The sequence below is a fragment of the Alteromonas profundi genome, from assembly GCF_010500865.1.
GTDB classification, from domain to species: Bacteria; Pseudomonadota; Gammaproteobacteria; order Enterobacterales; family Alteromonadaceae; genus Alteromonas; species Alteromonas profundi.
Genome location: NZ_JAAAWN010000042.1, coordinates 1 through 12,074, shown reverse-complemented (window position 1 = coordinate 12,074; position 12,074 = coordinate 1). Strand labels below are relative to the sequence as shown.

The window sequence follows — 12,074 nt, the reverse complement described above, 5'->3', positions numbered from 1 at the left end:
TTGCCGAATACGATTCACTATGCGACAGTGGAAAGCTGCACTCAAATGGTACAGCTCTATAGTAGACGGGGCCTGGGCCGGATGTGCATGAAATTAAATTCGTGGGGATCCCTCAGGGTCAGAGTACTTTATTGACGTAAAAGTACTCTGACCCCTTTTCTAAAGAAAAATGCGAGTTGATAAATATCCTTGGCGAAACACGTTATAATGGGGAATAAATGTAAATAGGAATTAATATGAAAGTCTGTGGTGTAGATATTAAAAGCAACGACGCAACGGTGTGTTTGTTGTCTCTTGTTGATGGGTTGTTTCATGTTCCCGACTGTCGTACGCGTCGCTTAACGTTAGCAGATACCAGTGCCAAAGGGCTGAAAAGCTTTCAGAGTACTTTCGCTAAACTTGTTGCCGATTACAAAATTGATGCTGTGATAATTCGCCAACGTCAAAGCAAAGGTAAATTTGCAGGCAGTGCCATTGGTTTCAAACTAGAAGCGGCTATTGAATTAATTGAAGGGTTAGAAGTTGTTGTATTCAGCCCAACTGATATTAAAGAGTCCTTACGCAGAAACCCAATTGCAGTGCCTTTTGCAGATACTGGATTAAAGCAATTTCAAGAAACTGCTTTTACTACCGCTTATGCATGGCTAATGAAAAACGATAATCTTTCACAAACAAGCGGATGATTAATCAGGTGAAAGCTGCGCTAAAAGTTTGCTTACACAGGCTTCGCCGCCTAGTGCGATATTTGCCAGTAACGATACTATGGCAGCGGCTGTGATGAAAGTTGCGCGTCAAATGGGTCTAGAGTTACCTTCTCATTTGTCTATAGCTGGATTTGATAACTCGCGTATTTCTCAACAACTATGGCCAACATTGACTACGGTACAACAACCTTTGCGGGAGCTGGCGGCGCGCAGTACCGAATTGCTTATTAGTAATATTCTAAGTAAACCAAATGATACATCGGAAAACGAATTTCAATGCACGTTACTTATCCGAGAATCAACAGCGGCGAAACAAACTTGATGCCGACGATAAGTTTTTACTTGTAAAGCCTATAAGACAGTTATGTCGTGCTGTCGGAAAAATTAATACGAGCAAGCCTGTCTTGCTCTTCATCCTCCGCAGCTTGTATTTCTTCTAGGATAGCGTCTACGTCAGCGGCTTCACTATCGTCTTCAAACTCACCAGTAAGGATAGAATTGGGAGTTAGGTTAGCTTCTGCAAACAGTGCCCACATTTCTTTTGCGTAGTTAGTATGTAATAACTCGGGCGCAAATTGGCTGTAATAACGACGAATATTATTTACGTCACGGGTGAACATTGCTTGTGCATTGTTATTAGCCGAAGCGTTAACCGCTTGTGGTAAATCGATAATAACAGGGCCTTTGTCGTCAACAAGTACATTAAATTGGGATAAATCGCCATGAATAATGCCCGCGCAAAGCATCAACATAATATTATGCATCATCACTTTATGCTGTGCTATAGCCTCTTCTTTGCTGAAGCTAACCTGGCCTAATTGCGGCGCCGCTTCACCATTTTTATCACTCACTAGCTCCATCAGTAATACACCGTCAACACAGCAATATGTATCAGGTACTCGAACACCAGCTTCATGTAGGCGAGATAGGGCATCAACTTCTGCAGTTTGCCAAATTTCTTCTTCTATTTGCCGTCCATAGCTAGAGCGTTTACCCATGGCACGGGCTTGACGGCCACCCCGCACTTTTCGACCTTCTTGATACTGCGCAGCTTTTTTAAAACTACGTTTTACCGCATCTTTATAAACCTTTGCGCATCTAATCTGGTCATCACAGCGAACTACAAAAACATCGGCTTCTTTGCCACTCATCAGGCGGCTTATAACCTCATCAATTAAACCATCACTGACGAGCGGTTGTAGGCGTTTAGGTACCTTCACTTGTTACCTGCTAAATGAAGTTGATTTATTGTCATGGTTTAAAGCTGTGCCCCGTGTGGTTTATTTAATTCGCTAATGCAGTATATCAGCCCCAAAGCTTAAAAGTAGTAGTGAAATGGCATTTATTATCGCCAGTAAACAAATGCACCGTCTAAACAGCTATGCTGTTTATCATGTTTCGCTTTTCTATTGGGTGTTAAAGCCGAGGCGTTAAATAAATGTACATTTGTTGGCGATTACAAGTAAGATACTATACGTTAGTCTTGTTTTACAGCCGTTGCGTTAAAGCGAAAGGATGCACTGTGTTCCGCAAAGTATCGAAGTCAGCACTCATTATTTCTATTTTTTGTATGCTATTTATATGTATTTTGGCAGTTTTAGCCAACATATTATGGATAGAAACAAAGCGGTTTAGTAACGAAGCTATAGAACAGCAGTTTGATGTGCTGCAAAAAGACTTTCAAAATCAAATTAACAACGTCATTCTAGACGCACGTTCAATCGCTATCCAAGAAAGCAAAAGCCCCCTGATACATGATGCGTTAGATGAAGGTGATGCAAAACGCTACCTTTCAGCACATTGGTCTGCGCTTTTTGACGTTTATCCTAATTTGCAGCAAATTCGCTATATTACATTGGATGGGCAAGAGCAATTACGTGCTGAAAAATCGTCGGGAACATTCATTTGGCGTGATACCCAAGATTTGCAAAACAAAGCAAATCGATACTACTTTATTGAAGCCGTTGAGTCGCAGAAAGATTACTACATATCGCCGTTAGATTTAAATAAAGAGCGAGGCGTTATAGAACTTCCCTACCGGCCCACTATCAGAAGCGTCGCTAAGTACCGTGTTGATGGGGAAGTACAGGGCTTAGTTGTACTTAATTTCGACCTTCGGCAGGTTTTCTTACGCTTAAATAAGCTTCAAACCCAAAGTGCCCACTGGTTAATAAACCCCGACGGATTCTTTCTTGCTGCCCCGAATGACACAGCGTGGGGGTGGCTGCTTGATAGACCAAAGAACCAAGTAAGTATGCAGTTTCCTGGTTTTGAAAACCGCTTTACGGGCACTGAAGATAACACACCGGATGCGCACTTCTTATCAAATTTTAAGTACGGGAAGATCCCTATTAGTAGCAGTAATACTAAAGATACTGATATTGAAGACGCTTTTTATTGGTTAGTCATGGAAAAGTCTGCCGGCGTTGTGGCTTACATGCAACGTACTAAACAATTTATTGTTCTTGGCTTTATTGTGTCGGCATTGTTTTTAATGGGGTTAGCATATCTGCTTGTTCGACTACTTAAGCAATTGAATTTGGAAAAAGAACTAGCGATAAAGGCAAAAAACAAAGCCACCAATGCTGAAAAAGCCAAAGCCGATTTTCTTGCCAGAATGTCTCATGAAATTCGCACGCCTATGAATGGTGTTTATGGCTTGCTGCAAATTACCCAAGGCGAGCGTAACTACAAGAAAATTAATGACAATATTGAACAAGCACTCACAAGCTTTTCTTTGCTAAGTCGTATTATCGATGATGTATTGGATTTTTCTAAAATTGAAGCGGGTAAGCTCGATATGATAGAAGCACCGTTTAGGCTCGACAGCCTGCTCAATCAAGTTGGGAAAATGATGAGCCGTGCTGCTTACGGTAAACACATAGAGTTGTGGATTGATATCGACCCTAAATGCCCAACGCATGTAGTGGGTGACTCAGTTAGACTAAATCAAATTATAAGCAACCTAATTAGTAATGCGATTAAATTTACCTCACGCGGGGAAGTAAATCTAAACGTTGATTTACTCTCTGAAACCGAAGAGTCAGTTCAACTGGGATTTGAAGTGAAAGATACGGGTATTGGCATGACTGAAGCGCAAGTCACTCGCGTATTTGGAGCATTTACCCAGGCAACTCGAGAGACAAATAATAAGTTTGGTGGTACCGGGTTGGGCTTGAGCATTGCCAAACAACTTGTTGAAATGATGGATGGAAAAATTGGCGTGGTAAGTCAAAAAGGGAAGGGGAGCAAATTCCATTTCAATGTTGTACTGAAAAAAGCCTCTAATGAGCAAGAGGCTAGCTCAAACGAGCAAGACGTAGAGTCGTATCAAGCCATTATATTTACCCAGAACGTGAACGTAGAAACCGGTATTAAACGCCAATGTTCAGTACTGGGCTGGCCTTCTTATGTCGCAAAAAATGTAGAAGATTTAGATGCACACAAATCATCGAGCAGCCTACCTAGGGTTATTTTAATTGATGAAACTATTTTAAACGCTATCAGCAAAGAGGCACTGGCGGCATGGCAAAAAGAGCAAAAAGCGATAACGCATTTAGTTATTGTTTCCCACAATACAGAAGACTTTGATAAGAACACGCTTGTTCTAGTTGACGATTTACTCTACAAGCCCTTCACGCCTTCGACACTGTACGATACGGTTATTTCTTGTAACTCCTCTACAGAAGACTCTGCCGATAAGCCCATAGTCCAAGACGCCGAAAAAACACTGGCCAAAACACTCATTTTAGTAGTTGAAGACAATCCCATTAATCAACAGGTGGCGGGCGCCATGCTAAAAAGTGCAGGCGCGATTGTTAAATTTGCGGAAAATGGGAAGGAGTGCCTAGACTTACTCGCCACTGGGTTTAGGCCACATTTAATACTGATGGATATGCAAATGCCTATTATGGGGGGCGTAGAGGCCGCTGAACGTATTCGCGAAAACGAAATGTGGGATCACATTCCTATTTTGGCCATGACGGCTAATGCCATGGAAGAAGACAAAAAACGGTGTTTTGATGCTGGCATGCAAGGCCATATTGTTAAACCGGTGGTGAAACAAGACCTCATTGCTGCAGTAAAATCTCGACTAGATTAAGCCTGCTTAGCGATTTTTTGGGAGGCATTATTATTTATAATCTACGGTGTAGAAATTTGTATTTTTAGTGTTCTTAGTAGCAACGTAGGCTCTCCAATAAACGTTTACTCGTTCAATCGAATATATTAAGAATTAAACCCATTCGCTGTGTAGCCGTATAGTCAAAGGTAACTTCTTTTTATTGCATAGGGACAGCGATGGACGAGTCGATTAGCAAATTGCTTAACAAACTGGTTAATGAAGAAGATAAAGATAAGATATCTGCGGGAGAGATTATATCCCGTTTTGAAGATAGAGGCTTTGGACCTTTGCTTCTAATACCTTCCTTAATTGCTCTTCTGCCTACCGGCGCTATACCCGGCGTACCTACCTTTTGTGGGATAACCCTTTTTCTCATTTGCGTACAAGCTGCGGCGGGAAAGCAAAGCCCATGGTTGCCGAATAAACTAACCAAGCAGAAAATTTCAACCGATAAACTTGAAACCGCCGTAGACAAAGCCAAACCTAAAATTGAGCGGGTGGAAAAGTTATTGCGCCCGAGGTTTACGCAACTTTCGCAATCTCCTATGAAAAATATTATCGCAGGCTACTGCGCCGTCGCTGCTTTATGTATGATCCCCCTTGAAGCGTTGCCATTTGCTGTTGCTTTACCCGCATTTGCACTGTGCATTACGGCAATAGGTATGACCAATAGAGACGGCGTGTTTATTGGCGTGGGGTCTGTGCTTCAATTAGGTACGCTATACCTTGTATTCACCACGGTTGGCGTACTTTGAATAATGGGGTCAGAGTACTTTTTGAGGTAATGTACTCTGACCCCTTTATCACTTTATTTTGTTCCTTCTAGCATTTCTTTAGCGCAATGGTCGCCGTGAAGTACGGAGATATCACCCGTTGTTTCTAAAACCACAGCCCTAACCTGTTGCATATCTAGCACATTCGCTTCTCGAAGCTTTGCCAATAGGTCGCTACGGGCGACGCGGGTTTCAGCTAGCGCACTTTCTATAACTTCGCCGTTGCGCATTAATATAACGGGGGTATTTTGCATAATCGCTTCTATCTTTTCAGAGCGTCTGCGTAACCAAGCCGTAACCGACTGCACCAGGAATAACGCGGCCATGGCGACTACGGCCTGTAGAAAGGAACTCCAGTTATTGGTTTGAGATGCACTTGCTAGCAATGACCCTACTGCCACTGTCATAACAAAGTCGAAGTTGGTCATTTTTGAGAAGGAACGAAGACCATTTATTCGTACTAGTAATACTACCCAGAACATCCCCATTGTAGTTAATAGCAAGCCTTTCAGTAATACATCCAAAGTGGGGTCGGTACTAAACATATCAATTTTCTCCGTTTCTCGAAACGCACGAGGCTATACTCATTGTTATTTCGTTTAAATTAGGTTTACGATCTTCCAGTCGCTTTTTCGCCCCAAATTTCTTCTAAGCGTTCGTCTCGCCCGCAGTTCCACCGATATAGCTTATAGCGAACGGGGCTTTTCTTATAGAAGTCTTGGTGACCAATTTCATCGCCCTTTATCGGGTAAAAGGGAGATGCATCTAAAATAGGGGTTACTACTTTTTGATTAGGAAACTGGGCTTTTACCGCATTTTTGGTTTCTTCAGCAATGCTGCGTTCTTGCTTATTGGCTACAAATATGGCGCTCAAGTAGCTTGGGCCCTTATCACAAAATTGACCGCGATCATCAAAAGGATCAATGTTCACCCAATAGTGAGCAAGTATTTCGCGGTAAGATACTTTGTTTTCATCATAGGTTATTTTCACTGCTTCATAGTGCCCTGTATGATCTCCATTGTAGGTAGGATTAGGCGTACTACCGCCTGTAAACCCAGAAATAACCTCAGTTACACCTTCTAACTTTTCAAAATCTGATTCCATGCACCAAAAACATCCACCGGCTAAAATCGCTTCATCAGCATTAATAGCAGGTGCAATAGTAACGGTGCTCAACAACAGGGCAGGTATGATAGATTTCATTGTTAACCTATAAAAACTAACTATTAAAAAGGGGAATGTATATGTTTGTTATTACTAATACAGAACGGTTTAAGTTGAAAGAACGTTCATTTATTTATGCATTATTCCCGCGTAATATTTTCATTCTACTATGTAGCCTACGCACATTTATTTACCACGTTTGACCAAGCATTGATGAGTTACACCTATAAATAAAGGGCTGCAGCGATGATTCGACTTCGGCAGAGCATTTGCACTGTTATATTTTTAATCGCAAACCGCACTATTGGTTTGAACGAAAAAGTAAGGAGATAGTAGATGAGCATAGTTAAATCAGGAAGCGCAGCTTATAAGCCTTTAGGCAAGGAAGGTAAGGGCAGTATTTCTACAGAAACCGGTGCATTATCTAACCAGCCCTACGGATTCAATACACGATTTGAGGATGGCAAAGGCACTAACCCTGAAGAGCTTATTGGTGCAGCCCATGCAAGTTGTTTCACTATGGCGTTGTCTTTTGCTTTAGCTGAAGCGGGGTATGACGATGGCGAGCTAAACACAACGGCAAAAATTAGCTTAGATAAAACCGGCGATGGTTATAAGATAAGTAAGTCTGCACTTTTCTTAGAAGCCAGTGTAGAGGGTATTGGTGAGGACGAATTCGCTAAGATAGCGAACGATGCCAAGGAAAATTGCCCAGTTTCGAAGCTTTTAGATGCCGAGATAACCCTAGAATATAAGCTGTAGAAAAAAGGGTCAGAGTACTTTTTCTCGAAATGTACTCTGACCCCATTATTTAAGTTTTTTAACCTTGTCATTCATCTGTCTTAGCTCATGGTGAAATAAATCTAGGCGCACAATAAACCCTTCGGTATCTAGCTGCTCATTTCGTTGAATAACCAGTTCTATAGAGCTCGCGAGTTCTGCTAACGCATAGGCGCCTATATATTTAAGCGCCGTAGTGTAAATATGTGCAATCCGTAATATGGTCTTATAGTCCCGTTCCTCAATCGCTTTTCTAAGGGTTTCTAATTCGGGTTGAAGCGCAATAAAGTCGTTTAGTAGCACTTTGTACAAGGCTTCATCATTTAGCAACGCTTGCATAGCTTGCTTTTTATCAATAAATGCTAAGGAATAGGGGACAATTGGATCGGATGAGGCGGGCTTGGATTTATGTGCCCCTTTAGCTGACGATGTCGCTTTTTGTCCGTCTAGTATTTCAACCAGCAGGTCGAAAAAACGGTTAGGATCGACGGGTTTGTTTATATGTCCATCCATTCCAGCGTCATAACTTTTTTCAATATCTTGCTGCATTGCGTGTGCAGTCATGGCAATAATTGGAAGTGGGAGTCGCAACTCATTTCGAATGGCTCGTGCTGCAGCTAGGCCGTCCATTTTTGGCATCTGAATGTCCATTAGCACAATATCAAATGCGGCGTCTTCGCGAAGGACATCCAAGGCTTCTAATCCGTTGCTTACTACCTTAATCGTCGCGTGGGTGTCTTTTAATAAGCCTAATGCGACTTTCTGATTAAGGCTATTGTCCTCGGCAAAAAGGATTTTTTTTCCTGCTAAGTTTGGTGCATGAATTTTCTCAGCATCTAATGAGTGGTTTGGACTGTTCAAACAAAGCTCTTTTAGCTTATCTACCAATTCAGTTGTGGCAAAGGGTTTCTTGATAAAGCTATGAATACCCAGTTGTTTGGCTTGTTCACGCATTTGTGGCGACTCGAATGCCGATAACATGATGACCTTGGTTTTTTTCTTCACAAATTCTTGGTTCATGATAGCTGCAACCTCTAAACCGTCTATATCAGGCATTTTAAAGTCTAGGATGAGCACGTCGTAAGGGGTTTCGCAGGCAGTGGCTTCACGAAGTTTTGCAATAGCCTCTTGCCCTCCTGTTGCTATATCTGCTTTGATGTCGGCGCTAGACAAAGCCTCTGATATTGCTCGCCTTGAAACACTGATATCATCTGCAATAAGTACTTTGAGTGACGACAATTTCATAGGGGGCGAGATGGAATTTTGGGCGGGGTCACGCTCGGTTATCACCGTAAAATAAAAACTGGCACCTTTTCCTAGCTGGCTTTCAACCCAAATATCACCGCCCATTAGCGTTGTAAGTTGTTTACAAATCGTTAGCCCCAACCCGGTTCCACCGTAGCGCCGTGAAATAGATTCGTCTCCCTGATTAAACGGCTTAAAGAGCTTGGATTTTTGTTTAGTACTTAAGCCTATACCAGTATCTTTTACTTCAAACTCAAGCAAAATCTTATCTTCGTCATCGGTACATCTAACGCTAACTGATACGAGCCCTTCTTCTGTGAATTTAAGCGCATTACTTAATAAATTGCTTAATATTTGCTGAATTCGCAGAGGATCGCCAATTAGATTAAGCGGCACATCTCGAGCAATATGTTGTATTAGCTCAATATGCTTCTCATTGGCGCGGCCAACATGAAGGCGAATGGTGCGGTTCACTAAAGACCCTAAATTAAATTGCGTTGACTCAATATCTAATTTTCCAGCTTCAATCTTTGAAAAATCCAATATGTCGTTGATTACGCTTAGAAGGGTTTGGGAGGCTCCTTCTATTTGTACAAGGTTAGTTTGTTGCTCTTGCGTTTCGGCCGCGCGCTGGGAAAGTTTAGTCAGACCAATGATCGCATTGAGTGGTGTACGAATTTCATGGCTCATACGTGCAAGAAAATCAGACTTAGCCTTAGTGGCTTTGCGCAGATCATGAGTAAGATTATCTAACGCTCTGCGCTGTTGTCGGGTACGAATCAAAAGGCCGATAACCAGTATTAATGATAAAATAACGCCTGCGATGAAATAGAGTTGGTAGGTGTTTTGTTTTTGCTGAATAAGATTACGCTGTTCTTTTAGCTGATTCTCTTTTTCTAGCAGTCTTATCATCTCTTCTTTTTCTGATATGGCTAAGCGAACCCGATTCAATGCCAGTAATCTAGATTGTTGTTCGTTAAAACTTTGCTTATAAACTTTGCGATATTGCTTTGAATAATTTAGTGCGGTGCGATAATCATTTGTACTTTCAGACAGTAAAATTAACTGCTCGAGAAGATCAAGTAGCAACACCTTGTCATTTTGCACTACATCCCTGGTGAGACCAGATTCTAGTTCCGCTATTGCAAGCTTTGTTTCTCCACGTTGCTTATAAATTTTGGCGAGTTGGAGTAAGTATGTTCCCTCGTTATACCGAAAACCTACCTGACGATCGGCTTCGGCTGCTTGGTTAAGCCTTTTAAGCGCCTCGGCTAAATTTCCCTGTGCAATGTACAGTCCTGCCATGGCGTTGTAAACAATGCTTATAAAGGGGTAGTCCATCTCACTTAGCAGGTTTTCAGCTAGCAATAAGCTCACCTTTGCGTCTTGATATTTTTCTACCGCGTTTTGGGCATAACCTTGAAAAAAGTAGGCGATGCCTTCATCTTGCGGGCTATTTAGGCGTTGAGCTGTAGACAGGTACTGGCGGCTAAATGACAACATTTGATCAAAGTCTTTTAGCGAGGTGTAAACATTCCCCATTGTGCTATAAACAAGTAAAACTCGCTTGCTTTGGGCTTCGTTGTACAGAGCGAGAGAGCGATTCAATGCTTCTAATGCGGTTGCGTGCTCCCCAGAAAAATCTAATATTAACCCCTCCAATCGATACGATTCCGCTAGCGCAATCGTATTCTTGGCGGTTTTAGCGAGGTCTCGGGCTTCCAGAATGGTTTCGTATGCAGCAATGTAATTCTGCTTTAAAATATGGGTGTAAGCCTTAAGATTTAGAAAACCGGCATGGTTGTATTCATCTGGGTTGGCAGCGAAAAACTGTTCTAAACTTATAAGTGTTGTTTCAACGGAAGCATCGTTTTTTCTTATTCGCTCTTTTAACTCGTCGAATAAGCCTTGTGAAGGAGGAGGACTATCTGCCACCGCCTGAAAAGCAAACACAAAAAGTGCCATTGAGCAAACAATAGCACTAATTAAAACGCGGAGACGACACTTCACAGTTTGCTGTATATGAGCTAATAATTAACGACGCGAATGGCTTTTTCTGTATCGTCAAAGCGCTTTGAAACCTCGTCCCAATTTTTCTCTTTAATTAGGGTGAGCTCTTCTTGAGAGAGGCCGTAATCGCTTGCTGTTGTTACCGGATCTCGCTTATACGCTTCCATCAATTTACTGTTGGTGTCCAACTCTACTAAGAAATCTACAATTGATTTTGCCATTTTTATTTCCTGTTAGTTTACACTGGGGGTTCTGTATTCAATAACTTGTTGTTTTGTCAATCCTAGCTTGGCCAAACGGTCTTGTCGGTAAGCTGGTAAGCCTAAAGAAGGCACTACGAGTGTCGATATTAATGTTGTTTTGGTGTTTATTAGCTCGCCAAGTAAAACCTTCTGTATTTTGGGCTCACATAAGGGCAAGGTTGCAGCTTCATATATAATAAGCTCGTGGTCTTCGGGATAATGTTCCCGCAATATATCTGTCAGCATGGCTAAGCCGGCTTGGTTCTGATTGGCATCGAGTACACTTAAAGATGCCTCACCCGCTAACCCAATCTGCCAAATAATCTGCGTCATATAAGGGTCGATGCGATAGTCACGAAACAAAAACTGTGTAGCTTCATAAGACTGGCAGCCGAATCGCGAGGGATCTAATCCCAAGTCAGCAATCAGGCAGTCTTCAGCAGATACACCCGGCAACATTTTCGCTTCTAAGCCTAGTTCGCGAACTCTGCGAATAGCCTCATGGGAGGGCGTGACAAATACCCCCGCATGACCATAAAACGCTACGCAAACATTAAAACCTTCTATGACACTTTGCACAATACGGTCAGTCATTTGACTATATGTTACAGCGCGAGATTTGCCTTGCTGGTAAAGGTCATCAAGAGAAACGCAGTTGGGGTTTAGTTTTTTGACGAAGTGCTCGCCAACTTTGTTCATGATACCCATAAATACAATGTCGGCATTTTCAATGTAGCTTTTAGACGCCAACGTCAATTGACCAGCCACGCTAATGCCGGTGCCAACAATAACTAATGATCCCTTTTTAACCTTGTCCATTGTTTCCTTTACCGATTATCGCGCTGGGGCTGAGATTTACTATAAATGAGATTCGCAAGATTTACTATGGCATAGATTAGAGAATAAAGGGGTCAGAGTCTGAGGGATCCCCACGAATTTAATTTCATGCACATCCGGCCCAGGCCCCGTCTACTATAGAGCTGTACCATTTGAGTGCAGCTTTCCACTGTCGCATAGTGAATCGTATTCGGC

11 protein-coding genes are annotated in these 12,074 nt (G+C 42.2%); 5 read left to right on the top strand and 6 right to left on the bottom strand.

Annotated features, from left to right (window positions below; genetic code table 11):
• The first annotated feature begins 236 nt into the window (after positions 1-236).
• The gene (locus GTH32_RS18390) at positions 237-683 is read left to right on the top strand and encodes a DUF3010 family protein (RefSeq protein WP_163088528.1); all 447 of its coding nucleotides are present in this window, start codon (positions 237-239) and stop codon (positions 681-683) included.
• Between the two features lie 28 nt (positions 684-711).
• Positions 712-1,026 carry a substrate-binding domain-containing protein gene (locus GTH32_RS18385; RefSeq protein WP_163088526.1) on the top strand — a complete coding sequence of 105 codons (315 nt, stop codon included), beginning with the start codon at positions 712-714 and terminating at the stop codon, positions 1,024-1,026.
• 40 nt (positions 1,027-1,066) lie between these two features.
• Here GTH32_RS18385 and GTH32_RS18380 read toward each other — a convergent pair whose 3' ends face one another.
• Positions 1,067-1,924: a PA4780 family RIO1-like protein kinase gene (locus GTH32_RS18380; RefSeq protein WP_163088524.1), complete on the bottom strand. Its 858-nt coding sequence runs from the start codon at positions 1,922-1,924 to the stop codon at positions 1,067-1,069.
• A gap of 302 nt (positions 1,925-2,226) precedes the next feature.
• Between GTH32_RS18380 and GTH32_RS19755 the strand changes: the two genes are divergently transcribed.
• Positions 2,227-4,806: a response regulator gene (locus tag GTH32_RS19755; protein ID WP_163088522.1), complete on the top strand. Its 2,580-nt coding sequence runs from the start codon at positions 2,227-2,229 to the stop codon at positions 4,804-4,806.
• A gap of 197 nt (positions 4,807-5,003) precedes the next feature.
• On the top strand, positions 5,004-5,582 hold the full coding sequence (locus GTH32_RS18370; protein ID WP_163088520.1) for an exopolysaccharide biosynthesis protein: 579 nt from the start codon (positions 5,004-5,006) through the stop codon (positions 5,580-5,582).
• Between the two features lie 53 nt (positions 5,583-5,635).
• Here GTH32_RS18370 and GTH32_RS18365 read toward each other — a convergent pair whose 3' ends face one another.
• Together GTH32_RS18365 and msrA are read right to left on the bottom strand one after the other, a co-directional pair.
• Positions 5,636-6,145: a DUF421 domain-containing protein gene (locus GTH32_RS18365; RefSeq protein WP_163088518.1), complete on the bottom strand. Its 510-nt coding sequence runs from the start codon at positions 6,143-6,145 to the stop codon at positions 5,636-5,638.
• 65 nt (positions 6,146-6,210) lie between these two features.
• Positions 6,211-6,804 (bottom strand): peptide-methionine (S)-S-oxide reductase MsrA, encoded by a 594-nt coding sequence (msrA, locus tag GTH32_RS18360; protein ID WP_163088516.1) that lies wholly within the window; start codon positions 6,802-6,804, stop codon positions 6,211-6,213.
• 297 nt (positions 6,805-7,101) lie between these two features.
• Between msrA and GTH32_RS18355 the strand changes: the two genes are divergently transcribed.
• A complete protein-coding gene (locus tag GTH32_RS18355; protein WP_163088514.1) occupies positions 7,102-7,527 on the top strand; it encodes an OsmC family protein in 426 nt (141 codons plus the stop codon).
• A 45-nt stretch (positions 7,528-7,572) separates the two neighbouring features.
• Here GTH32_RS18355 and GTH32_RS18350 read toward each other — a convergent pair whose 3' ends face one another.
• The 3 genes from GTH32_RS18350 to GTH32_RS18340 all read right to left on the bottom strand — a co-directional run bounded on the left by GTH32_RS18350 (position 7,573) and on the right by GTH32_RS18340 (position 11,861).
• Positions 7,573-10,755, bottom strand: coding sequence for a tetratricopeptide repeat-containing hybrid sensor histidine kinase/response regulator (locus GTH32_RS18350; RefSeq protein ID WP_163088512.1), 3,183 nt, complete (start codon positions 10,753-10,755; stop codon positions 7,573-7,575).
• 62 nt (positions 10,756-10,817) lie between these two features.
• Positions 10,818-11,021: a hypothetical protein gene (locus tag GTH32_RS18345; protein ID WP_163088510.1), complete on the bottom strand. Its 204-nt coding sequence runs from the start codon at positions 11,019-11,021 to the stop codon at positions 10,818-10,820.
• A gap of 12 nt (positions 11,022-11,033) precedes the next feature.
• Positions 11,034-11,861: an SAM-dependent methyltransferase gene (locus tag GTH32_RS18340; protein WP_163088508.1), complete on the bottom strand. Its 828-nt coding sequence runs from the start codon at positions 11,859-11,861 to the stop codon at positions 11,034-11,036.
• Positions 11,862-12,074: the final 213 nt, after the last annotated feature.